This window comes from Streptomyces sp. NPDC050264, from assembly GCF_040655895.1.
Classification (GTDB): Bacteria; Actinomycetota; Actinomycetes; order Streptomycetales; family Streptomycetaceae; genus Streptomyces.
The window spans coordinates 131,679-155,748 of sequence record NZ_JBFAKV010000017.1 but is presented as its reverse complement, the minus strand read 5'-3'; the positions used below and the strand labels follow the sequence as shown (position 1 = coordinate 155,748).

The 24,070-nt window shown below is 71.4% G+C and carries 18 protein-coding genes; 2 read left to right on the top strand and 16 right to left on the bottom strand.

Going from position 1 to position 24,070, the window contains the following annotated elements:
• Positions 1-280 precede the first annotated feature (280 nt).
• The 15 genes from AB0J02_RS27965 to AB0J02_RS27895 form a co-directional block, all read right to left on the bottom strand.
• Complete coding sequence (locus AB0J02_RS27965) at positions 281-1,051, bottom strand: ATP-binding cassette domain-containing protein (RefSeq protein ID WP_363196534.1); 771 nt, start codon at positions 1,049-1,051, stop codon at positions 281-283.
• Positions 1,048-1,854 (bottom strand): ABC transporter ATP-binding protein, encoded by an 807-nt coding sequence (locus AB0J02_RS27960; RefSeq protein WP_363196533.1) that lies wholly within the window; start codon positions 1,852-1,854, stop codon positions 1,048-1,050. The genes AB0J02_RS27965 and AB0J02_RS27960 overlap by 4 nt, the downstream gene beginning before the upstream one ends.
• A complete protein-coding gene (locus AB0J02_RS27955) occupies positions 1,851-2,678 on the bottom strand; it encodes an ABC transporter permease (RefSeq protein WP_363196532.1) in 828 nt (275 codons plus the stop codon). The genes AB0J02_RS27960 and AB0J02_RS27955 overlap by 4 nt, the downstream gene beginning before the upstream one ends.
• Positions 2,675-3,643 carry an ABC transporter permease gene (locus tag AB0J02_RS27950; RefSeq protein WP_363196531.1) on the bottom strand — a complete coding sequence of 323 codons (969 nt, stop codon included), beginning with the start codon at positions 3,641-3,643 and terminating at the stop codon, positions 2,675-2,677. The genes AB0J02_RS27955 and AB0J02_RS27950 overlap by 4 nt, the downstream gene beginning before the upstream one ends.
• A gap of 7 nt (positions 3,644-3,650) precedes the next feature.
• Positions 3,651-5,171: an ABC transporter substrate-binding protein gene (locus tag AB0J02_RS27945; RefSeq protein ID WP_363196530.1), complete on the bottom strand. Its 1,521-nt coding sequence runs from the start codon at positions 5,169-5,171 to the stop codon at positions 3,651-3,653.
• A 34-nt stretch (positions 5,172-5,205) separates the two neighbouring features.
• The gene (locus tag AB0J02_RS27940; RefSeq protein WP_363196529.1) at positions 5,206-5,934 is read right to left on the bottom strand and encodes a DUF1684 domain-containing protein; all 729 of its coding nucleotides are present in this window, start codon (positions 5,932-5,934) and stop codon (positions 5,206-5,208) included.
• A gap of 132 nt (positions 5,935-6,066) precedes the next feature.
• The gene (locus tag AB0J02_RS27935) at positions 6,067-6,915 is read right to left on the bottom strand and encodes a GNAT family N-acetyltransferase (protein WP_363196528.1); all 849 of its coding nucleotides are present in this window, start codon (positions 6,913-6,915) and stop codon (positions 6,067-6,069) included.
• Positions 6,916-7,240: 325 nt separating this feature from the next.
• A complete protein-coding gene (gene ispG / locus AB0J02_RS27930; protein WP_363196527.1) occupies positions 7,241-8,398 on the bottom strand; it encodes a flavodoxin-dependent (E)-4-hydroxy-3-methylbut-2-enyl-diphosphate synthase in 1,158 nt (385 codons plus the stop codon).
• Positions 8,399-8,747: 349 nt separating this feature from the next.
• A complete protein-coding gene (locus AB0J02_RS27925) occupies positions 8,748-10,049 on the bottom strand; it encodes a site-2 protease family protein (protein ID WP_363196526.1) in 1,302 nt (433 codons plus the stop codon).
• Entirely contained in the window at positions 10,046-11,317 is a 1,272-nt protein-coding gene (gene dxr, locus AB0J02_RS27920; protein ID WP_363196525.1) for a 1-deoxy-D-xylulose-5-phosphate reductoisomerase, read from the bottom strand. The genes AB0J02_RS27925 and dxr overlap by 4 nt, the downstream gene beginning before the upstream one ends.
• Before the next feature lie 79 nt (positions 11,318-11,396).
• Complete coding sequence (locus tag AB0J02_RS27915) at positions 11,397-11,762, bottom strand: hypothetical protein (protein ID WP_363196524.1); 366 nt, start codon at positions 11,760-11,762, stop codon at positions 11,397-11,399.
• 73 nt (positions 11,763-11,835) lie between these two features.
• A complete protein-coding gene (locus AB0J02_RS27910) occupies positions 11,836-13,776 on the bottom strand; it encodes an acyl-CoA dehydrogenase family protein (RefSeq protein ID WP_363196523.1) in 1,941 nt (646 codons plus the stop codon).
• A gap of 196 nt (positions 13,777-13,972) precedes the next feature.
• Complete coding sequence (locus AB0J02_RS27905; RefSeq protein WP_363196522.1) at positions 13,973-15,418, bottom strand: aldehyde dehydrogenase family protein; 1,446 nt, start codon at positions 15,416-15,418, stop codon at positions 13,973-13,975.
• A 319-nt stretch (positions 15,419-15,737) separates the two neighbouring features.
• Complete coding sequence (locus AB0J02_RS27900) at positions 15,738-17,411, bottom strand: PucR family transcriptional regulator (RefSeq protein WP_363196521.1); 1,674 nt, start codon at positions 17,409-17,411, stop codon at positions 15,738-15,740.
• Between the two features lie 141 nt (positions 17,412-17,552).
• Positions 17,553-19,667, bottom strand: coding sequence for an ATP-binding protein (locus tag AB0J02_RS27895; protein WP_363196520.1), 2,115 nt, complete (start codon positions 19,665-19,667; stop codon positions 17,553-17,555).
• A gap of 261 nt (positions 19,668-19,928) precedes the next feature.
• On the opposite strand from AB0J02_RS27895, the gene gabT reads away from it, so the two are divergent.
• Both gabT and AB0J02_RS27885 read left to right on the top strand, forming a co-directional pair.
• Positions 19,929-21,263, top strand: a complete 1,335-nt coding sequence (gene gabT, locus AB0J02_RS27890; protein WP_363196519.1) for a 4-aminobutyrate--2-oxoglutarate transaminase — start codon at positions 19,929-19,931, stop codon at positions 21,261-21,263.
• 434 nt (positions 21,264-21,697) lie between these two features.
• Positions 21,698-22,243, top strand: coding sequence for a phosphatase PAP2 family protein (locus tag AB0J02_RS27885; protein WP_363196518.1), 546 nt, complete (start codon positions 21,698-21,700; stop codon positions 22,241-22,243).
• On the opposite strand, the gene AB0J02_RS27880 is transcribed toward AB0J02_RS27885, so the two are convergent.
• A complete protein-coding gene (locus tag AB0J02_RS27880) occupies positions 22,197-24,029 on the bottom strand; it encodes a glycoside hydrolase family 18 protein (RefSeq protein ID WP_363196517.1) in 1,833 nt (610 codons plus the stop codon). The two genes, AB0J02_RS27885 and AB0J02_RS27880, sit on opposite strands and share 47 nt — an antisense overlap.
• Positions 24,030-24,070: the final 41 nt, after the last annotated feature.

Genomic DNA, 24,070 nt, shown 5'->3' with positions numbered 1-24,070 from the left:
TGATCGGCGACGCCGCATGCACCGGTGGCAGGACACCGGGCCGATGGGCGCAAGGGCGCACCGGGATCAGCCCTGTGCCGGAAGGGGCGGGCATACGCCCTGATCGGCGACGCCGGACGCACGGGTGACGGGACACCGGGCCGATGGGCGCAAGGCCCGGGGGCGCACCGAGATCAGCCCTGTGCCAGCAGCCGCGCGCATACGCCCTGATCCGCGACGCCGGACGCACCGGTGGCAGGACACCGGGCCGATGGGCGCAGGGTGCCGGGGCGTCCCGGGATCAGCCCTGTGCCGGTAGGCGCGGGACGCTTGCCAGTAGGCGGCGTGTGTAGGTGTGCTCGGGGGTGCCGAGGACCGCCGTGGTGTCTCCCGCTTCGACGACCCGGCCGCGCTCCAGAACGACGGTGCGCTCGCAGAGGGCGGCCACCACCGACAGGTCGTGGGAGACCATCACGACCGTCAGGCCCGCCGTCTCCTTCAGCTCGGCCAGCAGATCGACGACCTTCACACGGGTCGTGACGTCGAGTGCGGAGACCGGTTCGTCGGCGAGGAGCACCCGTGGGTCGCAGACCGTGGCCCGCGCGATGGCGATGCGCTGGCGCTGGCCGCCGGAGAACTCGTGCGGGTAGCGGTCCGCGGCGTCCGCCGGTAGCCCCACCCGGCGCAGCGCCTCGGCGACGCGCCGCGCGGCGTCCTCGCCGGTGGCGACGCCGAGGGAGCCGAGGGGTTCGGCCACGATGCGGCGGACCCGTTGGCGCGGGTCCAGTGAGGCGTACGGGTCCTGGAAGACGCACTGGACGCCGCGCCGGAACGCCTTCATCTGCGCCCGGTCGCGCAGCCGCAGCGCGTCCCCGTCGAAGCGCACCGTGCCGTCGGTGGGCCGGGCGAGGCCGAGCAGCATCCGCAGCAGCGTCGTCTTGCCGGCTCCGGACTCGCCGACGAGGGCCAGGCTCCGCCCGGCCTCCACGGCGACGGAGACGTCCCGGACGACCGGTGCCGCGCTCCCCCGGTACGCGTACGACACCGCGTCGAGCTCCAGGATCGGAGTCATCGCGCACCTCCCAGGTCGAGCGCCGATTCCAGTTGCCGTGCGCTGTCCACCAGCGCCTTGGTGTAGGCCTCGCGAGGAGCCCGTACGACGTCGGCGACGGCGCCCGTCTCGACCGCGCGGCCGTCCTTCATGACGAGCACCCGGTCCGTCACGCGCGAGACGACCGCGAGGTCGTGGCTGACGAACAGCACCGCCATGCCGCGCTCGCGCACGAGCCCGTCGATCAGGTCGAGCATCTCGGCCTGCACGGTCACGTCCAGGGCCGTCGTCGGTTCGTCGGCGATCAGCAGCGCCGGGTCGCAGGCGAGCGCCATGGCGAGCGCGACCCGCTGGCGCTGGCCGCCGGAGATCTCGTGCGGGAAGGCGCGGGCGATGCGGTCCGGGTCGGGCAGCCGCACCTGGTCGAGCAGGGCGGTCACCGCGGACCGCAGCGCCGCGCCCTTCAACTGCCGCCGCCTGCGCAGCGGTTCGGCGATCTGGCGGCCCACCCGCATCAGCGGGTCGAGTGCGGTCAGCGGCTCCTGGAAGACGACGGCCGCGCTCCGGCCGCGTACGCCCACCAGGGTCCGCTCGCTCGCGCCGACGATCTGCGTGCCGTCCAGCTCGACACTCCCCGTCACCGTCATGCCGTGGGGAAGCAGCCCGAGCACGGCGAGCGTGGTCAGGGATTTGCCGGAGCCGGATTCGCCGATGAGGCCGAGCCGTTCGCCGCGCGCGATCCCGAAGCCGAGCTCCGAGACGAGCGCGCGCCCTTCGGCGGTGCGGATCGTCAGGCCGGACACCGAGAGCAGGGGTTCGTTCACAGCGCCGCCCTCCCCTTCCGCGCGGTCGGGTCGAGGACGTCGCGCAGCCCGTCCGCGATCAGGTTCACGCCGATGACCAGGAGGACGAGCAGCGCGCCCGGCGCGAGCGCGCCCGCCGGGGCGGTCGTGAACGTCGCCTGGGCCTCCTGGAGCATGCGGCCCCACGAGGCGTTCGGCGGGGGTGCGCCAAGGCCCAGGTAGGACAGGCTCGCCTCGGCCAGGACGGCGAGGCCGAACTGGAGTGCCAGGTTGACCGCGAGGGTCGGCCAGATGTTGGGCAGCACGTGCCCGGCGACGACCCGCGCCCAGGATGTGCCCGAGGTGCGGGAGGCGGTGATGTAGTCCTGCGCCAGGACACGCTTGACCAGGATCCGGGTCAGCCGGGCCACGACGGCGCTCTGCGCGAGGCCGATCGCGAGGATCGCGGAGCCGAGTGTCGCCGAGCGCGCGGCGACGATCAGCATGGCGAGCAGCAGCGTCGGGAACGCGATGAGGATGTCGAGGAGCGCGGAGAGCGTGTCGTCGAACCAGCCCTGCGCGAACGCCGCGAGGACGCCGAGGGCCACGCCGAGCAGCGCCGCGACGGCCACCGCTCCGAGTCCGGCCTGCAGGGCGATCCGGGAGCCGGTCATGAGCTGGGTGAACAGGTCGCGGCCGAGTTTGTCGGTGCCGAGCAGATGCCCGCCGCCGGGCCCGGCGAGCCGCCCGCCGGACGTGTCGTCGCTGTCGTAGGGCAGCCAGAAGAGCGAGACGAGCGCCAGGAGGACCACGAGGCCCGCCAGCACACCGCCCGTCCACAGGGTGACGGATGACTTGCGCTTCATCGGACGCCCCCTCCGGACAGCCGGCCGCGCAGCCGCGGGTCCACGATCCGCTGGACGAGGTCCGCCACGAACCCGATGATCAGCACTCCGAACGTCGATACGAACAGGACGCCCTGGATCACCGGGTAGTCGTGCTGCGCGATCCCGGTCGCGAGCATCGAGCCGAGGCCGGGCAGGGCGTAGACGGATTCGACGACGACCGCGCCGAGCAGTGTGGAGGCCAGTTCGATGCCGAGCACCGAGATGACCGGCACGGACGCGTTGCGCAGCCCGTGCCGCCACATGGCCCGGCCGAACGACGAGCCGAGCGCCCGCGCCGTGCGCAGGTACTCGCTGTCGAGGACGTCGAGGGTGGCCGACCGTACGTAGCGGATCAGGGACGCCGACATCACCAGGGCCACCGTCACGACCGGCAGGACGAGCGAGCGGATCGCCTCGCCCGGGGTGGACCAGGCGTCCTGCGGGAAGCCGCCGGAGGGCAGCCAGCCGGCGTTGAGCGCGAAGACCGCGATGAGGATCATGCCGAGCCAGAACACCGGGACGGCGATGCCGAGTTGGGAGACGCCGCTGAGCAGCGCCCCGTACCAGGTGTTCTTCTTGTACGCGGCCACGAACCCGGCCGGTACCGCGACGAGCACGGCGAGCACGAACGCCGAGAGGGTCAGCGGCACCGTCACGTCCAGGCGCTGCGAGACCTCGGGGCCGACGGGCAGCGAGCTGACGAACGACGTGCCGAGGTCGCCGCTCGCCAACTGCCCGATCCAGTGCGTGAACTGCTGCGGCAGCGGCTGATCGGAGCCGATGGAGTGCCGGGCCGCGGCGATCTGCTCCGGCGAGGCGCCCACCGAGGTGAGCGCGTTCGCCGGGTCGCCGGGCAGCATCCGCAGGAGCACGAACAGCACGATGCTCGCGAGGACGAGGGAGACCAGCAGGAACACCAGTCTTCGCAGGAGGTACCTGACCATGGGAGGGTCAGCTGCTCTTCTTGATGTCGTACGCGAAGAACTGCGAGTTGAGGCCGTTGAGCGGGTAGCCCGACAGCTTCGTGTTCGCGACGACGATCTGCGGATACAGGTACAGCCAGTCGCTGGCCGCGTCCTCGGCGGTCTTGCGGTTGACCTTCTTCAGGAGGTCGGTCTGCGCCTGCGTGCTGGAGGCCTCCTCGGCCTGCTCGACCCACTTCTGGACCTGCTTGTCGTCGTAGCCCCAGTAGAAGTCGGGGTTGCCGTACCAGACGAGGTCGCGGTCGTTGACGTGCTCCTGGAGCGTCGCCGTGAAGTCGTGGTTCTTGTAGACCTTCGTGTACCACTCGTCGGGCGTGATCGTGTTGATCTTGACGGTGATGCCGACCTTGGCGAGCTGCGACTTGATGAAGGTGGCGGCGGTGGGGTGCGGGTCGTAGTTCGGGGTGTCCAGCGTGAAGCTGAACCCGTCCTCGTATCCCGCGTCCTTGAGCAGCTTCTTGGCCTTCGTCACGTCGTACGCGTTGACCTTGGTCAGGTCCTCGTACCAGGGGTCGGTGGGCGGCACCATCGACCCGATCTCCTTGCCGTAACCGCCCCAGACGGCTTCGAGGAGCTTCTTGTCGTCGATGGCGGCGGAGACCGCCTGGCGCACCTTGACGTTCGTGAACGGCTTGGCCTTGTCGTTGAAGGCGAGCAGCAGCTTGGTCGTCGAGTCGCCGTCGTTGACCTTGTAGTTCTGGTTGGACTTGAACTGGTCGAGGGCGTCCGGCGACTGCTCGCTCGTGACGACGTCCACGGCGTTCGTCAGGAGCGCGTTGTTGAGGGCGGTCGCGTCCTTGTAGTAGTGGAAGATCGCCTGCTTGTTCTTGGCGGCGGAGCCCCAGTAGCCGCTGAACCGGTCGAGGCTGAGCGCCGAGCCGCGTGTCCACTTGTTCAGCTTGTACGGGCCCGTGCCGTCTTCCGTCGTCTTCAGGTTCTTCGCGTCGGAGTTGATGATCCAGACGTAGGAGAGGTTGTAGACGAAGGAGATCGACTTCTTCGACAGCGTGACCTTGACGGTCTTCGCGTCCGGGGTGGCGATGTCCTTGATGACTTCAAGGTTCGCCTTGCGCGCGGACTGCGAGTCCTTCGCGATCACCTTCTCCAGGCTGTACTTGACGTCCTCGCTGCTCAGGACCTTGCCGCTGTGGAACTTGACGCCGTCGCGGAGCGTGAAGGTGTATGTGAGCCCATCGTCGCTGACCTTGTAGTCCTGGGCGAGGAGCTTGTCGACCTTGCCGTCGTCGGTGAGCCGGAAGAGGCCTTCGTAGACGTTGCCGTTGAGGGCCTCGGTGACGCCCTGGCCGCCGCCGGCGGTGTTGTCGAGGTTCTGGGGCTCGTAGAGCGAGCCTATGTTGACGGCGGCGTTCTTGTCGTAACCGCCGTTGCCGGAGGCGGAGTTGGCGCCGCCACCGCCGCAGGCGGTGAGGGTGACCGCGAGGGCGACGGTGAGCACGCCGACAGCGAGAGGCTTCTTGGGAAGGTTCATCGGGGGCCTTACGCGAGATGGTGCGGGGAGGGGATCAGTGGGCGGTGCCGGCGGCGCCGTCGCGGAGGACCGGGAGCTTCTCGCCGGCCTCGACGGGCAGGTGGAAGCGGTTCTGCCGCGGCGGCATCGGACAGTTGTACTGATCGGAGAAGCCGCACGGGGGCACGAAGGCCCGGTTGAAGTCGAGGCGTACGCGGCCCTCCCCGGTGTGCTCCACGAAGAGGAAGCGTCCGGCGCCGTAGGTGGAGTCGCCGTTGGTGGGGTCGCCGAAGACGAGCAGCAGGGTGCCGTCGTCGTCGAAGGCGGACAGCGTGTAGGCGATGCCGTCCACAGTGAGGGCGATGTCGCCGGGGACGACCTTCTCGCGGGTGCCGCCGTTGTCCCGGAGGTGCTCGAAGGCCACGAGGCGGGCGCCCTCGACGGGCGTGTACGTGGCGTCGAGGACCCACTTCGGGTCGTACGGGAAGGCGTCGACGCGCTCGAAGTCCTGGATGGCCGGGGAGTTCGCGTCCCAGAGGCGCAGGCCGTGCTCCGGCTCGCCGGTGACCAGGTCGGTGCGCTCCAGGGTGGTGACCGTCACCGTGTCCGGCTGCCCGGCGCGGGCGGCTTCCAGGTCGGGGAGTTCACCGGCGGGCAGCCAACGGGTCTCGACGAGGGCGAGGTTCCCGGTGGGGGCGGTGAGGGAGCGGTACCGCTCGGCACGCCAGGCCTCCCAGCGCCCCTGAGGGTCGTCGGACAGGGCGGCTTCGCCGGAAACAGACATCGTCGGGCACCTACATTCCGTGAACCTTAAACCAAAGCTCTCCCTTTATGGTTCATAAGACTCACTAATGTCAAACGGTGCTAAAGAGATGAGACGGGGCCCACATGCCCCGCACAGAGAAGCGGGAGCGTCCTAGAACAGGACGCTCATGAACGCCCCGACCTCTTCGAACCCCACGCGCCGGTACGCGGCGCGGGCCGGGGTGTTGAAGTCGTTGACGTAGAGGCTGACGACGGGCGCGACATCGGCCAGCGCGTAGCGCAGCACGGCGGCCATGCCGGGGGCGGCGAGGCCGCGGCCGCGGTACTCCGGGGCGACCCAGACGCCCTGGATCTGGCAGGCCTTGTCGGTCGCGGCACCGATCTCCGCCTTGAAGACGACCTTGCCGTCCTCGTCGAGGCGGGCGAAGGAGCGGCCGGAACCGACCAGTTCGGCCACCCGCGCCTGGTAGAGCAGCCCACCGTCACCGGCCAGCGGGGAGACGCCGACCTCCTCGGTGAACATCGCCACGCACGCCGGCATGATCGCGTCCATCTCGTCCTTGCGGATCCGGCGCACATACGGGTCCGGGGCGACTGCGGCGGACATCCGGTCGGTCACCATCAGCGGCTGGTTCGGACGCACGTCGCGGGCGGGCCCCCAGCTCCCCTCCAGCAGCCGCCACAGCTGGGCGGTCGGCTCGGCGGGCCCGACGATCGACGAACAGCGCCGGCCCGCTCGCCGCGCGCGGTCGGCGAAGCCGCGGACGGCCCGGTCGGTGGCGCAGATCGGCACCAGGTTGGCGCCCGCGTAGCACAACGACTGCAGCATGCCGTCCTCGTACCAGCCCCACATCTCGCCGCCCAGCCGCCACGGGTCCAGGCCCGCGATGCGGACGCGGGCCGTCACGAAGGCATTGGTGACCGGCTCGCGGTCGAGTACGGCGAGCGCGGCGTCGAGGTCACTCGGTTCGAGGACCCGGGTGGTGGTCTGAGTCAACACGTGCGGGTGGGCCTTCACCTGATGGGTGGCTGATCTCCGCACTGTACCTGCCGGTCGTATGAGCCGCCTCCGCCTCTGCGGGCCCCTTCCGCGCCGTCGTCTGCCCCGTCGCTCCTCGTCGCGCGGCCGCGGGCCGGTGGGGGCTGGTCGCGCAGTTCCCCGCTCCCCTGAGATGCCGCACGCAGTGCGCGTCTCAGGGGCGCGGGGCTGTGACATCCGCGGCTCCGCCGTGTGGGCGCGACCAGCCACGACGAGAGGCGCGCCCGCCCGCCGGGAAGAACCCGGCGGACGAGCGCGCGAAGAGTCGGACAGGCCCGAGCCGATGTCAGCCCGCGACGGCCACGGACGGCTCGCCGGAGGCCACGCCGTCCTTCTCCATCTGCTCGGCGATCTTCATCGCCTCTTCGATGAGGGTCTCCACGATCTTCGACTCGGGGACGGTCTTGATGACCTCGCCCTTGACGAAGATCTGGCCCTTGCCGTTGCCGGAGGCGACGCCGAGGTCGGCCTCACGGGCCTCGCCCGGACCGTTCACGACGCAGCCCATGACGGCCACGCGCAGCGGGACCTCCATGCCGTCGAGACCGGCGGTGACCTCTTCGGCCAGCTTGTAGACGTCGACCTGGGCGCGGCCGCAGGAGGGGCAGGAGACGATCTCCAGGCGGCGCGGGCGCAGGCCCAGCGACTCCAGGATCTGGTTGCCGACCTTGATCTCCTCGACCGGCGGGGCCGAGAGCGAGACGCGGATGGTGTCGCCGATGCCCTCGGAGAGCAGCGCGCCGAACGCGACGGCGGACTTGATGGTGCCCTGGAAGGCGGGGCCGGCCTCGGTGACGCCGAGGTGCAGCGGGTAGTCGCACTTCTCGGCGAGCAGCCGGTAGGCGTTGACCATCACGACCGGGTCGTTGTGCTTGACCGAGATCTTGATGTCGCGGAAGTCGTGCTCCTCGAAGAGGCCCGCCTCCCACAGCGCCGACTCGGCGAGTGCCTCGGGGGTCGCCTTGCCGTACTTCTGGAGCAGGCGGCGGTCCAGCGAGCCCGCGTTCACCCCGATCCGGATCGGGGTGCCGTGGTCCTTCGCCGCCTTGGCGATCTCCCGGACCTTGTCGTCGAACTGCTTGATGTTGCCCGGGTTCACCCGGACCGCGGCGCAGCCCGCCTCGATGGCGGCGAAGACGTACTTCGGCTGGAAGTGGATGTCCGCGATCACCGGGATCTGCGACTTCCTGGCAATGACGGACAGCGCGTCGGCGTCGTCCTGCGTGGGGCAGGCCACGCGCACGATCTGGCAGCCGGACGCCGTCAGCTCGGCGATCTGCTGCAGCGTCGCGCCGATGTCGGACGTACGCGTCGTCGTCATCGACTGCACCGAGACCGGAGCGTCGCCGCCGACGGCAACCGTGCCGACCTGGATCTGCCGGCTCTTGCGCCGCTCGGCGAGCTTGATCGGTACGTCCGGCATGCCGAGTGAAATCGCAGTCATCTGCTGTGCAACCCCAAGGTATGGATAGATTCCAAGGCTTTCGAGATTACGTCACCGGGCGAGACCGGAGCACACCGAGGATCTGATGCAAGGGGAAACCACCCCTTGGAGGCATACGCAGCAGCCGCGCGTCCAGGACGCGTGCACTCTCAGGGCGACAGAATCGCCGTCTCCCGTCATACGACAGCGAGACCCGCAGAGGTGGCAACTGCCGATACCTGACAGGGGGTCGTACATGGCCTGTGGGGACCATGGGCACGTCGACGAAGCGCGGGCCGGGACGACGACCGGGGCTTCACCACGATGAGTGATGAAGCCCCAGTCGGTTCTCGATTGCCCCGTACTTCCGCTAACTCAGGCGCACCGGATTAACAACGTCCGCGATCAGCACGAGGATCGTGAAGCAGACGAAGATTCCGGCCACCACGTACGCGACCGGCATGAGCTTCGCCACGTCGAAGGGGCCCGGGTCGGGGCGGCGGAACACCCGGGCCAGGTTGCGCCGGAGCGCCTCCCAGAGGGCGCCCGCGATGTGGCCGCCGTCGAGCGGGAGCAGCGGCAGCATGTTGAACAGGAAGAGGGAGAGGTTGAAGCCGGCGACCAGCATCAGCGACATCGCCACCTTCTGGGAGGCCGGGATGTCGAGTCCGGCGATGTCGCCGCCGACGCGGGCCGCTCCGACCACGCCCATCGGGGAGTCCTGGTCGCGCGGGCCGTCACCGAACGCGGCGTCCCACAGGGCCGGGATCTTCGCCGGGAGGGCGACGATGGAGTCGACGGCGTCGCCGACCCGGTCGGTCATCCAGGTCACGGAGTCGCCGAAGTCCTGGTGCACGACTCCGGTGGCGGCGGTGAAGCCGAGGAAGCCGGCCTTGACGTAGCCGTCGGTGATCTGGCCGCTGGAGTCCTTCTTCGCCACCTGGTTCGTGGCGATCTTCGCGTGCAGCGTCAGCCGCTGCCCGTCGCGCTCGACGACGATCGGAACCGTCTTGCCGGCGCTCTCCCGGATCTCGTCGGACAGGGTGTTCCACTTGTCCGTCGCGACCCCGCCGAACGAGACGATCTTGTCCTTGGCCTGCAGCCCCGCGGCCTTGGCCGGGGACTGCGGGTCGGACGCCTTGCAGGTGTCCCGGTCGGCGCTGGCCTGGATGACACACGGAGAGACGGCCTCGACCACGTTCATCTGCTGGGTCACGCCGAAGCCCATCAGGACCGTGAAGAAGAGGCCGACCGCGAGGATCAGGTTCATGAAGGGGCCGGCGAACATCACGATGACGCGCTTCCAGGGCTTGCGCGTGTAGAAGAGGCGGGTCTCGTCGCCGGGCTGCACCTCCTCGAAGGCGGCCGCGCGGGCGTCCTCCACCATGGAGCGGAACGGTGAGGTCGAGCGGGCCTCGATCCTGCCGTCCGCGCCGGGCGGGAACATGCCGATCATGCGAATGTAGCCGCCGAGCGGGATCGCCTTGACGCCGTACTCGGTCTCGCCCTTCTTGCGCGAGAAAAGGGTGGGCCCGAAGCCGACCATGTACTGCGGGACGCGGATGCCGAAAAGCTTCGCCGTCGAAAGGTGGCCCAGCTCGTGCCAGGCGATGGAGACGAGCAGCCCCACCACGAAGACGACTACGCCGAGGATCATCATCAAGGTCGTCATGCACGAGCCTCCGCGGTCGTCATCTCGGTCGTCGCCGTCACTTCACGGGCCCGGGCGCGCGCCCAGGTCTCCGCTTCGAGGACGTCCTCGACGGTCAGCGAAGTTCCCGTTTCCGGTGTGCCGTGTTCCTCCACGACCCGGGTGACGGTCTCCATGATGCCGTTGAACGGCAGGGCGCCCTTCAGGAAGGCGTCCACGCACTCCTCGTTCGCGGCATTGAACACCGCCGGGGCCGTGCCCGCGAGCTCCCCCACGTGCCGGGCCAGGCCCACCGACGGGAACGCCTCGGTGTCGAGCGGGAAGAACTCCCAGCTCGACGCCTTCGTCCAGTCGAACGCGGGCGCCGCGTCCGGGATCCGCTCGGGCCAGCCGAGTCCGATCGCGATGGGGCCGCGCATGTCGGGCGGGGTCGCCTGGAGGATCGAGGACCCGTCGACGTACTCCACCATGGAGTGCACGTAGGACTGGGGGTGCACGACGACCTCGATGCGGTCGAAGGGGATGTCGTAGAGCAGGTGCGCCTCGATGACCTCCAGGCCCTTGTTGACCAGGGTCGCCGAGTTCACGGTGATGACCGGGCCCATCGCCCAGGTCGGGTGCGCGAGCGCGTCCTGGACCGTGACGTCCGCGAGGTCCGCCTTCGTACGTCCGCGGAAGGGGCCGCCGGACGCGGTGACCACGAGCTTGCGGACGTCGGCGCGGGTGCCGGCGGCGAGCGCCTGGAAGAGGGCCGCGTGCTCGGAGTCGACCGGGATGATCTGGCCGGGCTTGGCGAGCCCCTTCACCAGGGGGCCGCCGACGATCAGCGACTCCTTGTTGGCGAGGGCGAGGGTGCGGCCCGCTCCGAGGGCGGCGAGGGTGGGCGCCAGGCCGATCGACCCCGTGATGCCGTTGAGGACGGTGTGGCAGTCGCCGCGGCCGGCGATCTCGGTGGCGGCGTCCGGCCCCGCGAGGATCTCCGGGAGCGGCTCCCCCGGCCCGTACCGCGCGGCGAGCGCCTCGCGCAGCGCGGGTACGACGTCTGCGCGGGCGACGGCGACGGTGCGTACGCGCAGCTGGTGCGCCTGCTCGGCCAGCAGGGCGACCCGGCCCCCGGCGGCGCTGAGTGCGGTGACGCGGAACCGGTCCGGGTTGCGCAGCACGAGGTCGATGGCCTGCGTGCCGATCGAGCCCGTCGAGCCCAGCACGGCGATGTCCCTGGGGGCGTCACCGGGGGCGGGGTCGAAGACGAGGTGCGGGTCGGCGAGCGGCGATGGGCTGTCGGTCATCCCCCTATTGTTGCCTGGCCTTGCTGTGAGGCCGACAGGGTGCCCCCGGATGCCCCCGTACGGGTTCGGGGGTGTGGGGTCAGCGGGTCATCGAGCGGACGTAATGGCTGAGATTGGCGCTGACCATGCCGCGTACGTAGAGGGCCGCGCCGGTGACCAGTACGGGGACGGAGACCGCGAGGACGGCCAGGAGAGTGGGCCAGGGGACGACCGAGCAGGGGTTGAGGATGCGGTCCTCGTAGCCGAGCTCGATCCGTTCGAAGAGCGGGGCGCCACAGTCCGGGTCGGCGCCGAGGACCGCCCACGGCAGGAGGAGTCTGAGCACGACGTAGAGCCAGAGCAGGCCGCCGATCCAGAGCAGGAGCAGGCCCCGGCCGCGCAGGCGCTGGGTCTCGGCGAGGAAGTGGCGTTCCAGATCTGTGCGGTACTTCGCCTCGTCGCGCATGCGGGCCCCCGGTGTCGTGTGACGGATCCGCCGGACTCTACCGGCGGATCCGTCGGCCGCGACGGGGTGGTGATCAGCGGATCGGGCGGTGCACGTCCTCCCGCCGGCCGGGGCCGGGCGTGGCGTCGGCGATCCAGGGGCCTTCGCCGCTCGGGTCGACGACGCCCTGCTCCAGCCAGGTGTACGTACCGCCGAGGACGCCCTTGACGACCTTGTGGTCGAGGTCGTCGGTGTTGGTCCACAGGCGGTCGAAGAGCGCGTCGGCGCGGATGCGGGCCTGGCGGCAGAAGATGTCGGCGAGCTGGTAGGCCTCGCGGCCGTACTCCTCGGTGGTGCGCAGGAGTTCGGCGCGTACGCAGGCCGCGCTGATGGCGAAGAGTTCGGCGCCGATGTCGACGATGCGGCCGAGGAAGCCCTGCTTGGTCTCCATGCGGCCCTGCCAGCGGGACATGGCGTAGAACGTCGAGCGGGCCAGCTTGCGGGCCGAGCGTTCGACGTAGCGCAGATGGCCGGAGAGGTCCGGGTGGCCGGCCGGGTGGAACTCGGCGTAGGAGCGCGGGAGTTGGCCGGGCCCGGTGACCAGCTTCGGCAGCCACTTGGCGTAGAAGCCGCCGGCCTTGGCGCCCGCCTTCGCCTTGTCCGAGAGGGACTTGTCCGGGTCGATCAGGTCGCCGGCCACGGAGAGGTGGGCGTCGACGGCCTCGCGGGCGATCAGCAGATGCATGATCTCGGTCGAACCCTCGAAGATGCGGTTGATCCGCATGTCGCGCAGCATCTGCTCGGCGGGCACGGCGCGTTCGCCGCGGGCCGCGAGGGACTCGGCGGTCTCGAAGCCGCGGCCGCCGCGGATCTGGACGAGTTCGTCGGCCATCAGCCAGCCCATCTCGGAGCCGTACAGCTTGGCGAGGGCGGCCTCGATCCGGATGTCGTTGCGGTCCTCGTCGGCCATCTGGGAGGAGAGGTCGACGACCGCCTCCAGGGCGAACGTCGTCGCCGCGATGAAGGAGATCTTCGCGCCGACCGCCTCGTGGAACGCGACCGGCTTGCCCCACTGTTCGCGCGCCGACGACCACTCGCGGGCGATCTTCAGGCACCACTTGCCGGCGCCCACGCACATCGCGGGCAGCGACAGGCGGCCGGTGTTGAGCGTGGTGAGGGCGATCTTGAGGCCGGCGCCCTCCGGCCCGATCCGGTTCGCCGCGGGGACCCGGACCCGGTGGAAGCGGGTGACACCGTTCTCCAGGCCGCGCAGGCCCATGAAGGCGTTGCGGTTCTCGACGGTGACGCCTTCCGCCGCGGCCTCCACGACGAACGCGGTGATGCCGCCCCGGTGCTTCTCGGACTTCGGTACCCGCGCCATGACGACGAGGAGATCCGCGACGACCCCGTTGGTCGTCCACAGCTTCACCCCGTCGATGACGTAGTCGTCGCCGTCCGGGACGGCCGCCGTGGCCAGACGCGCGGGGTCGGAGCCCACGTCGGGTTCGGTCAGCAGGAAGGCGCTGATGTCCGTGCGCGCGCACCGCGGCAGGAACGCGTCCTTCTGCTCCTGCGTGCCGAACATCTTCAGCGGCTGCGGTACGCCGATCGACTGATGGGCCGAGAGCAGTGCGCCGATGGCCGGGCTCGCCGAACCGACCAGGGCGAGCGCCTTGTTGTAGTAGACCTGCGTCAGGCCCAGGCCGCCGTACTTCGTGTCGATCTTCATGCCGAGCGCGCCGAGCTCCCTGAGCCCGTTGACCGTCTCGTCGGGGATCTTCGCCTCGCGCTCGATGCGGGCCGAGTCGATCTTCGTCTCGCAGAAGTCGCGCAGCTGGGCGAGGAAGGCCTCGCCGCGCCGCGCGTCCTCGTCGGCCGGCATCGGGTGCGGATGGATGAGGTCGAGCCGGAACCGGCCGAGGAACAGTTCCTTGGCGAAGCTGGGCTTGCGCCAGTCCTGTTCACGGGCGGCCTCGGCGACCTGCCGGGCCTCCCGTTCGGAAACCTTGGCCCGGGGCTGGGGTGTTGCGGACATGAGGTTCACCTCGCCGCGCGTCGGTGCACCGGGCCGGCCCGTTACCGACTGGTGCTACTCGATCGTATGTACCCGATTCCGGGCATGTCGGCCAGCCTTTGCGCACGCCGCCTTGCGCACCCCGCCGTCACGGAGCGACGGCCGGAGCCCCCGCACAGTGGGCTCCGGCCGTGTGCCGGGGTCGTGACCCGGCTGCCTACAGGGCGAGACCGGTGAGGACGAGGACGCGCTCGTACGTGTAGTCGTCCATCGCGTACCGCACGCCCTCGCGGCCGACGCCGGACTGCTTGGCGCCGCCGTACGGCATCTGGTCGGCGCGGTAGGAGGGCGCGTCGCCGACGACGACACCGCCGACCTCCAGGGCGCGGTGGGCGCGGAACGCGGTCTGCAGGTCGTGCGTGAACACCCCTGCCTGGAGGCCGTACTTGGAGGAGTTGACCTCCTCGAAGGCGGCGGCCTCGCCGTCCACCTTCTTGACCGTGAGGACCGGCCCGAAGACCTCCTCGCGGGAGATCGTCACATCGGCCGGTACGTCGGCCAGGACGGTCGGCGCGTACGTCGCGCCGTCGCGCTTCCCGCCCGCGAGCAGGGAGGCGCCGGCGTCCACGGCCTCGGTCACCCATGCCTCCACGCGCTTGGCGGCGTCCTCGCTCACCAGCGGGCCCACGTCGGTGGCGTCGTCGGCCGGGTCGCCGGTGACCTGCGCCTCGACCGCGGCGACGATCTTCGGGAGCAGCCGGTCGTAGACGGCGGCGTCGGCGATGACCCGCTGCACCGAGATGCAGGACTGGCCACCCTGGTAGTTGGAGAAGGTGGCGATGCGGCCCGCCGCCCAGTCCAGGTCCGCCTCGGAGTCGTAGTCGGCGAGGACGACGGCCGCGCCGTTGCCGCCGAGCTCCAGCGTGCAGTGCTTGCGGGGCACGCTGTCCATGATCGCGTAGCCGACCGGTCCGGAACCCGTGAAGGAGATGACGGGCAGCCGCTCGTCCTGGACGAGGGCGGGCATCGCCTCGTTCGGGACGGTGAGGACCGACCAGGACCCTGCGGGCAGCTCCGTCTCCGCGAGCAGCTCGCCGAGCACGAGGGAGGAGAGCGGGGTCGCCGGGGCCGGCTTGAGGATGATCGGGGCGCCGACCGCGATGGCCGGGGCGACCTTGTGGGCGCTCAGGTTCAGCGGGAAGTTGAACGGCGCGATGCCGAGGACGACACCCTTGGGGATGCGGCGGGTCAGGGCGAGGCGGCCGGTGCCGCCCTGGTCGGTGTCGAGGCGCTGGGCGTCACCGCTGTTCCAGCGGCGGGCCTCCTCGGCGGCGAACCGGAACACGGACACGGCCCGGCCGACCTCGCCGCGGGCCCACTTGATCGGCTTGCCGTTCTCCGCGGAGATCAGCCGGGCGATCTCCTCGGTCCGCTCGGTGAGCCGGTCCGCGACGTGGTTCAGGGCCTTGGCGCGGACGTGCGCCGGGGTCGCGGCGAACTCCTCGCGCACCGCGTGCGCGGCGGCGACGGCCTCCTCGACCTGGGCCTCGGTCGGCACGCTGACGGTGCCGACGAGACGGCCGTCGTAGGAGTTGGTGACGTCGAAGGTGGCGTCCCCGGTGGCCCGGCGGCCGGCGAGCCAGAAGGCGTGGGTGGCGGTCATGAGTCTCTACCGGCCTTTCCGTGTACGTGGACTTGTTCCGGGGTTCACGTTAAGCGGGGCCGGGCGGGTGGCGATTTGGCCGGGGTGGAGTGCTGTGGGGGTCGCCGTTCGCCGGATTGGCCCAGGCGTCGTCGGTGATTGCTGTGCGTCGGCCGCTGCGGGCCGGTGGGGACTTCTCGCTCAGGGGCTCCGCGCGACGCAACGCGCCCTCATGGGCTGCGGCGAAGCCGCATGCCCCAGGGGCGCGGGGAACTGCGCCACCGGCCCCCACCGGCCCGCGGCCGCCGACGAACCAACACCGGCAACGGCGACCAGGCGCCTACGACCCGGTCGCCTTCAGCGCCAGCCACAGCTCCATCCGGACATCCGGGTCGTCCAGGGACCGGCCCAGGATCTCCTCGACCCTGCGCATCCGGTACCGCAACGTATGCCGGTGCACTCCCAGATCCGCCGCGGCCGCGTCCCACTGACCGTGCCGCGACAACCACGCCCGCAGCGAGGCGACCAGGTCACCGCGGCCCGTCGCGTCGTGGTCCCGCAGCGCCCGGAGCAACCCGTCCGCGAACGCCCGCACCGCGTCGTTGCCGAGCAGCGGCAGCACCGAACCGGCCACGACGTCCTCGTGCTCGACGAGGACCCGGCCGCGCCGGCGTGCAACGGACAGCGCCTGCTCGGCCTGCTTGAAGGCAGTCGCGGCGGCGATCGGCCCGGACGGCGCGGAGAACCCGATGACCAGTTCGTCCTCGGCCGAGCCGTCCGCCCGGGTCGCCTCCAGCACCTCGGCGTACTGCCCGCACGCCTCCGCCGCGGCTCCCCCGTCGACCACGAGCAGCACGGTCCGCTCGCCGTGCGGGACGACCAGGACGGCCTCGCCCGCGCGCGCGGCCGCAGACTCGACAACGTCGGCGAGGACGGCCAGCGGATCGCCGGACGCGCCGCCCGCCCCGGTGACCGCCTCCGCGAGCAGCAACGCCGTCCCGGCTCCGGAAGAGGTTCCGGCCGACGTCATCGCCGAGAGCCCGGCCGCGGCGGCGACACCCGACGGCGGCGGTGCCCCGGCCTCCGCGGCCACCATCCGGAACGGCGCGTCCAGGAGCGCCCCGTACAGATCACCGGCGACGGCCCGTGCGTGGTCGGGCTCGCCCGCGAGCAGCATCCGCAGGACGGCCGCGCCGATCCGCTGCTCGGCGGCGTACAGCGCGCGGGATCGCTCGGTCGTCAGCGTGAGCAGGGCGATCGCGGAGTGCAGCGCGTACCGCTCGGCGGTGCCGAGGGCGGCCGCGGTGCCCACGGCGAGGGCGGCGCGCGCCCGGCGCCCGGTGCCGATGGAGTGCAGTTCGACGCGGTCGTCGGCGCCGCCCGCCACGACGGCGCTGGCGGGCGCGGGGCGCTCCCGCAGCCGCTCGACGTCGGCGGTCAGCCGGGCGGCCCTGCGGCCCGCCCACTCGGGGGCGGTGGCGACGACGGCGCCCGACGCGTCGTACAGCGCGGCCCATCCGTCGACCTGCGCGGCGAGCACCGCGAGCAGCCCCTCGGGCCCTTCGCTCAGGGCCTGTTTGGTCAGCTCGCGCTGCGCGGCGAACCCGGAGGTGACGGCCCGGTACTGGTCGGCGGCGATGGCCGCGGAGACCGCTTTGCTGATGGCGATGAAGGGCGTGCGCGGCGGCACCGCGAGCAGCGGGAGACCCTCGTCCTTCGCCGCCTTGACGAGTGCTTCCGGTACGTCGTCGTAGTTGACGCCGACCGCGAAGCCGAGCCCGACCACGCCCGCGCCGGCCAGCCGCTTCACGTACCGCCGCATCTCGCCGGGGTCCTCGGCGTCCAGCTTCAGGGCGGTGATCAGCAGCAGTTCGCCGCCCTCCATGTAGGGGACGGGGTCGGCGAGTTCGCTCACGTGGGCCCAGCGGACCGGGGTGTCCAGGCGGTCCTCGCCCGCGCGCACGGTGAGTTTGAGCGCCGAGTGGTGGACGAGCGAGGCGAGCGTGGGCGGCATGGGGCCTTCAGGTGAGCCGGAGGTACGTGGGGGGTGTACCGCAAGTGTGAAGCTTTTGGCCGGTCCGTATGAACGACCAGTGCCGATTGTGCCTCACCGTACGTACTCCGCACGCCGCCCCGGGCGATTCTCAGCTCACCTTCAGGTGCGCAGCTCCACGAGCAGCGGCGGCGCGTGCTCCCCGCGCACGGTGGTGAGCGAGAGCACGGCGTGGCCCGGCGGGACGGCGTGGGCGAGGTCGGAGGCGGACCAGCGTTCGCGTTCGACCTGGCGGACGGTGACGGCGCGGGCGGTCGGGGCGCGCCCGGTGATCACCCGGCGCACGGCGTGCAGCGCCTTGCCCGCCGGGGTCTCGGCGATGATCTGCCGGTCGGTGACGTCGCGGGCCTCGGTCCACTCCTTGCCCCACACCTCGGCGAAGTCCTGCCCGTCCCACGGGGTGAGCCCGGAGAGCGCCATCCGGCAGCCGACGGAGCCGAGCAGCGGGCCGCGCAGCGGGCGCGGCGCGTCGTCGAGGGTGCGCAGCGTCAGCACGGCGCCGGCGTTGGCCGAGCGCAGCCGCTGGATGCCGCGGACGGCCTGGGGCGTGACGACCCCGGTGGCATCGTCGAACACCAGGCACGCGAAGAGCGAGCGGTCCTCGCGCACGGCCACGCTCGTCATGAACTGTGCGAGCAGGAGCCGCGCCAGGATCCGCGAGGCGTCCGCGTGCCCGCGCTCGGGCAGGTCGATCCGGACCCGGACGGGATGGTCGAGGGTGCGCAGCGAGAAGGGCCGGGTGGCGCCCGAGGTGTCGAAGAACGCCGCGAACGCGGGCCGGTCGAGCAGCGCGATCCGGTCGGCGAGCACCGCGCCGACGTCGCCCGGGTGCCCCAACTGGCGTTCGCGGGCGTCGAGTTCGCGCAGCATCGCGCCGTGCCCGGCCTCGGTGAGCGCCTTGCGCAGCTCGGCGAGGGCCGTGGGCACCCCGTCGAGCAGCTGACGCAGCTCGGGCACGGAGGGGAAGCGCCGGTGGACGGTGTAGTAGGGGCCGAGGAGCTGGGCGAGGACGGTGGTGGCCCGGCGGCTGTCACCGCCCGGGTGCGGGTCGGCGAGGTCTCCGACGAGCCCCTCGGCGAGCATGGCGGCGGCCTCGTCCGGGTCCGTGCTGCCCCCGTACAGGTCGAGGTCGTAGACGGAGTCGGGCTGCCCCACTTGGACGACGACGTCGTACGTGTCCGGCGAGCCGAGCCCCGCGCCGGCCGCCCCGACGACGACCACGGCGGCCCGCCCGGCGAGCGCGCCCAGGCACAGCGACTCCGCCAGCGGCCACACGACGCTGCCGGTCTTGCCCGCGCCGGGCGGCCCGACGGCGAGCAGCGACGTGCCGAGCAGATCGGGGCCGAGGGCGAGGCCCGCGCCCCGGTACGCGTACGGGTTGCGGGTGTCGTCGGCGGCCGTGCCGATCCTGACCTGGGCGGTCGCGAGGTCGTGGCGGGCGGCGCGCGCGGGCAGGTCGCGGGTCCCCGAGGGGTGCGGGCAGGCGGCCGCGCCGTCCCTGACGACGGCGGCGGAGAACGAGGCGAGGGGGTGCCGGCCGCGCTTGACGCCCTGCCAGGCGCGGGTGATCCGGGCGTGGTCGACGTCGCGCATCAGCCCGGCGCGGGCGTCGGCCGCGAGCCGCTCGGCGGCGTCGACGGCCCCGGCCTCGCGCAGCTGGGGCCAGTGGACGGGGTCCTTCTCCGGGGTGGGCGGGCGCTCGGGCTGGACGGGCGCGGCCGCGTGCCAGGCGGGGTAGCCGAAGCGGCGCCAGACCTCGCCCCAGCGGCCGAGCCGGCCGACCCCGACCGCGATCCCGACCCCGAACACCGCGTAGTAGAGGTAGACGACGACGACCGAGGCGAACGAGTGCGGGGACGCCCAGGAGTCCGGGATCATCGCGTACAGCGGCAGCAGCCACCAGCCGCCCAGATACCCGTTCCACAGCAGCGACCACACGAGCCAGCCCACCAGGAACGCGATGAGCGCGCCGCTGAGCAGCTGCCGCGTCGGGGTGCGCTCGGGCTCCTCAGCCGCCCGCGGCCGGTGCCCGAAGCGCCATACGCCCGGCGCGGCGGCGGGCCGTGGTGTGCGCAGCCAGGTCAGGAAGGTGGTCCCCGCGGAGACGCTCTGCTCACCCGGTGCGTGGGCGGGGCGCGGCGGCGGCACCGCCCCGCCGGAGGAAAGACCGCGTTCCCCGGCGGAGCCGTTGGTGCCCTGCTTGCCCTCGCTGCTCATGGCGTTCCCCCTGACCTGCCGGTCCGTCCGTACTCAGCACGTGAATCCGGCCTCAATCTAGTGCCCGTGCCAAGGGAGTTCACCGCTTACGCGCCTCGCCGCTCCGTACGGGGCGTCACCCGCATGTGTCCATCACGGACAACACGCCCGCGCGACCTCACCCCGATGGAGCATGACCGGCCCCGGACGTCGCACCTAACCTGCGAGAACACCCCCGCCCAACCCGGCGAAACCGGGACCGGAACAGAACTGGAGCCCCGCATGAGCGACATCCCGCAGGAGCGCCGCGTCGTCACCGCCATCCCCGGCCCGAAGTCGCAGGAGCTGCAGGCCCGCCGCCTTGCGGCCGTCGCGGCCGGCGTGGGTTCCACGCTGCCCGTGTTCACCGCCCGGGTGGACCGCGGCATCATCGAGGACGTCGACGGCAACCGCCTGATCGACTTCGGCTCCGGCATCGCGGTCACCTCGGTCGGCGCCAGCGCCGAGGCGGTCGTGCGCCGGGCCTCGGCCCAGCTCCAGGACTTCACCCACACCTGTTTCATGGTCACGCCGTACGAGGGCTATGTCGCCGTCGCCGAGGCGCTGGCCGAGCTGACGCCGGGCGACCACGCCAAGAAGTCGGCCCTGTTCAACTCGGGCGCCGAGGCCGTCGAGAACGCGGTCAAGATCGCCCGTGCCCACACCAAGCGCCAGGCGGTCGTCGTCTTCGACCACGGCTACCACGGCCGTACGAACCTGACGATGGCGCTGACCTCGAAGAACATGCCGTACAAGCACGGCTTCGGCCCGTTCGCCCCCGAGGTCTACCGGGTGCCGGTGGCGTACGGCTACCGCTGGCCGACCGGCGCGGAGAACGCCGGTCCCGAGGCCGCCGCCCAGGCGATCGACCAGATCACCAAGCAGGTCGGCGCGGACAACGTCGCCGCGATCATCATCGAGCCGGTGCTCGGCGAGGGCGGCTTCATCGAGCCCGCCAAGGGCTTCCTGCCCGCGGTGCGGCAGTTCGCCGCCGACAACGGCATCGTCTTCGTCGCGGACGAGATCCAGTCCGGCTTCTGCCGCACCGGCCAGTGGTTCGCCTGCGAGGACGAGGGCATCGTCCCGGACCTGATCACCACCGCCAAGGGCATCGCGGGCGGCCTTCCGCTCGCCGCCGTCACGGGCCGCGCCGAGATCATGGACGCCGCGCACGCGGGCGGCCTCGGCGGCACCTACGGCGGCAACCCGGTGGCCTGTGCCGGTGCGCTCGGCGCCATCGAGACGATGAAGGAGCTCGACCTCAACGCCCGCGCGAAGGAGATCGAGCGGACGATGAAGGCCCGGCTGTCGGTCATGGCGGAGAAGTTCTCCGTCATCGGCGACGTGCGCGGCCGCGGCGGCATGATCGCCATCGAGCTGGTGAAGGACCCCGCCACCAAGGAGCCGCACCCGGAGGCGACGGCGGCGCTCGCCAAGGCCTGTCACGCCGAGGGTCTGCTCGTCCTCACCTGCGGCACCTACGGCAACGTGCTGCGCTTCCTGCCCCCGCTGGTGATCGGTCAGGACCTGCTGAACGAGGGCCTCGACATCATCGAGAACGCGTTCGCCGCGCTGTGACCACGGACGGCCCAGCGGCGCGGTTGAACGGGTAACCATTCCGTGACCTGCGGTGACGGTCGGGCCGTGTGAAGAAGGTGTGCGGGCACGATGGCAGGTTGGCCAACCGGCTGTCGCGCCGCCCGTTCCCTGCCGTACGGTTTCTGCAGATGAGAGAAACACCTCGCCCACAGGGGACTGTGGGCGATACCGGGTCGGAGCCTCCCCAGCACCGCCCTGGTCGTGCCCTCGCGCACACACCCGGAGCTTCCGGCTCCGGAACTCCTCACCGATCGGACGGTCGCCCGCCCCAAACCCCCCGGGGCGCGCGGCACGCCGATCAGTTCGGCCGGCTCGGAACCACCCCCCCTGTTCCGGGCCGGCCGACCATTTTTCCCACCCTTCTCGCGGGACTCGCGCTCCTCCTGTTCACCGTTCTCACCTGGCAGGTGGCGGTGGACGGCCCGCTCCTCGGCCCCGACGAGCGCCTCGGCACCGCGATCCGCACGAGCGCGATCCCGGCGGGCCCGGCCGAGTTCTTCGCCGACCTCGGCAACATGACGGTGGCCCTGCCGGTCCTGGCGCTCACCCTCGCCTACGTCACCTGGCGCACCCGGCACTGGCTCGCCGCCGTCACGGCGATCGTCACCATGGCCCTGGTCCCGGCCCTCGTCGCCCCGCTCCAGTCCTGGCTCGCCCGCCCCGGCCCGCCGCCGATGGCCCCGGAGACCGGCTTCTACCCGTCGGGCCACACGGCGACGGCCGCGGTCGCGTACGGGCTGTGCGTCCTGCTGCTGCGGGAGGCGCACCGCGCACGTGCAGCGGCCTACGGCTGCGTCGTGGTGAACGCGGCCGTAGGCCTGGGGCTCGTCCGGCAGGGGTATCACTGGCCGGTGGACGTGATCGGGAGCTGGTGCCTGGCGGCGCTGCTGCTGTACTGCGCCGCGTATGCGATCAGCCGAAGTACGCGTCGAAGTTCTTCTGGAACTCCCAGTTGTTGAAGCGGTCCCAGTTCACCGACCACGTCATCAGTCCGCGCAGCCCCGGCCAGGTGCCGTGCGGGGTGTACGAGCCGCAGTCGGTCTTCTTCGTGAGGCAGTTCAGCGCCTTGTTCGTCTCGGCCGGGGAGACGTATCCGTTGCCCGCGTTCGTCGAGGCGGGCATGCCGATGGCTATCTGGTCGGGGCGCAGCGGCGGGAAGACGTTGTTCGCGTCGCCGGCGACCGGGAAGCCCGTGAGCAGCATGTCGGTCATCGCGATGTGGAAGTCGGCGCCGCCCATGGAGTGGTACTGGTTGTCGAGGCCCATGATCGGGCCCGAGTTGTAGTCCTGGACGTGCAGGAGCGTCAGGTCGTCGCGGAGCGCGTGGATGACCGGGAGGTAGGCGCCGCAGCGCGGGTCCTGGCCGCCCCACTTGCCGGTGCCGTAGAACTGGTAGCCGTTCTGGACGAAGAAGGTCTCCGGGGCCATGGACAGGACGAACTTGGCGCCGTACTTGGCTTTGAGGGTCTTGAGCGCCGAGATCAGGTTCACGATGACCGGAGTCGTCGGATTCTTGAAGTCCGTGTCGTTCGTGTTCAGGGACAGGGAGTGGCCCTCGAAGTCGACGTCCAGACCGTCGAGACCGTACTCGTCGATGATCTTCGAGACCGAGGAGACGAAGGTGTCGCGGGCCGCCGTCGTGGTCAGCTGGACCTGGCCGTTCTGGCCGCCGATGGAGATCAGGACCTTCTTGCCCGCCGCCTGCTTCGCCTTGACGGCCGCCTTGAACTCGGCGTCCGACTCGACCCCGGGGCACTCCGTGGCCGGGCAGCGGTCGAAGCGGATGTCGCCGGAGGTCGTCGACGTGGGCTCACCGAAGGCGAGGTCGATGACGTCCCAGCTGTCGGGGACGTCGGCGAGGCGGGTGTAGCCCGCGCCGTTGGCGAAGCTCGCGTGGAGGTAGCCGACCAGGGCGTGCGTCGGGAGGTCGGCCGAGCCGCCTCCGCTGTCGGAGCCCTTCGCGGTCGTCGCCGTGACCGTCGCGGACTTCGGGGATTCGCCCGCGTCGTTGACCGCTGTCACCTGGTAGCTGTACGCGGTGGAGGGCGTGAGGCCGGTGACCGTCGTCGAAGTGCCGGTCAGGGTGCGGGACTTGATGCCGTTCGCGTAGAGCGCGTAACTCGTCGCGCCGGGCACGGCCTTCCAGGAGAGGGCGACGCTCGTGGACGTGACCGTGCCGGTCGCCAGGCCGGTCGGGGCGGTGGGCGGGACGGGGGCCTCGGTGCCGGGGCCGAGGAGGGTGATGTCGTCCGCGTTGTAGGCCGGGGTGCCGTACCAGCCGTGGGTGTAGATCGTGACCTTGGTGGTGGCCGGGCCCGTGCGGAACGTCGTCGTCAACTGCTGCCAGTCCGGGGCCGACGCGGTCCACGTCGACACGTCGGTGGTGCCGGTGCCGCTCGCGCCGAGGTAGACGTAGCTGCCGCGGACGTAGCCGGACAGGGTGTAGGCCGAGTCCGGTTTGACGGTCACGGTCTGCGCGCACTGGGCGTTGTCGGCCGCGGTCGGGGTGGCGCGCAGGGACGACGTGCCGGTGTGCGTCGGCGAGTTGACGGTCACACCGGTGTTCGCCGTACAGGTCCAGCCGTCGAGGGACGACTCGAAGCCGCCGTTCCTCGCCAGGTCGGCGTCGGCCGCGTCGGCCGTCGTGGCGGACAGGGCGGTGAGGCCGGTCGCGGCGAGCGCGGTGGCCGTGAGCGCGGTGAGCACTCTGCGCCGTATACGGGTGAGAGGTCTGGGACGGTCCATGGGTGCCTCCGGGCAGGGCGAAGGAACGGAGCGGGGGGAAC

Excerpts from the sequence above, each read along its gene's own strand:
- AB0J02_RS27965 (WP_363196534.1), bottom strand. The coding sequence starts at position 1,051 with ATGACTCCGATCCTGGAGCTCGACGCGGTGTCGTACGCGTACCGGGGG.
- AB0J02_RS27955 (WP_363196532.1), bottom strand. The coding sequence starts at position 2,678 with ATGAAGCGCAAGTCATCCGTCACCCTGTGGACGGGCGGTGTGCTGGCG.
- AB0J02_RS27950 (WP_363196531.1), bottom strand. The coding sequence starts at position 3,643 with ATGGTCAGGTACCTCCTGCGAAGACTGGTGTTCCTGCTGGTCTCCCTC.
- AB0J02_RS27945 (WP_363196530.1), bottom strand. The coding sequence starts at position 5,171 with ATGAACCTTCCCAAGAAGCCTCTCGCTGTCGGCGTGCTCACCGTCGCC.
- AB0J02_RS27940 (WP_363196529.1), bottom strand. The coding sequence starts at position 5,934 with ATGTCTGTTTCCGGCGAAGCCGCCCTGTCCGACGACCCTCAGGGGCGC.
- ispG (WP_363196527.1), bottom strand. The coding sequence starts at position 8,398 with ATGACTGCGATTTCACTCGGCATGCCGGACGTACCGATCAAGCTCGCC.
- AB0J02_RS27925 (WP_363196526.1), bottom strand. The coding sequence starts at position 10,049 with ATGACGACCTTGATGATGATCCTCGGCGTAGTCGTCTTCGTGGTGGGG.
- dxr (WP_363196525.1), bottom strand. The coding sequence starts at position 11,317 with ATGACCGACAGCCCATCGCCGCTCGCCGACCCGCACCTCGTCTTCGAC.
- AB0J02_RS27915 (WP_363196524.1), bottom strand. The coding sequence starts at position 11,762 with ATGCGCGACGAGGCGAAGTACCGCACAGATCTGGAACGCCACTTCCTC.
- AB0J02_RS27910 (WP_363196523.1), bottom strand. The coding sequence starts at position 13,776 with ATGTCCGCAACACCCCAGCCCCGGGCCAAGGTTTCCGAACGGGAGGCC.
- AB0J02_RS27905 (WP_363196522.1), bottom strand. The coding sequence starts at position 15,418 with ATGACCGCCACCCACGCCTTCTGGCTCGCCGGCCGCCGGGCCACCGGG.
- AB0J02_RS27900 (WP_363196521.1), bottom strand. The coding sequence starts at position 17,411 with ATGCCGCCCACGCTCGCCTCGCTCGTCCACCACTCGGCGCTCAAACTC.
- AB0J02_RS27895 (WP_363196520.1), bottom strand. The coding sequence starts at position 19,667 with ATGAGCAGCGAGGGCAAGCAGGGCACCAACGGCTCCGCCGGGGAACGC.
- gabT (WP_363196519.1), top strand. The coding sequence starts at position 19,929 with ATGAGCGACATCCCGCAGGAGCGCCGCGTCGTCACCGCCATCCCCGGC.
- AB0J02_RS27880 (WP_363196517.1), bottom strand. The coding sequence starts at position 24,029 with ATGGACCGTCCCAGACCTCTCACCCGTATACGGCGCAGAGTGCTCACC.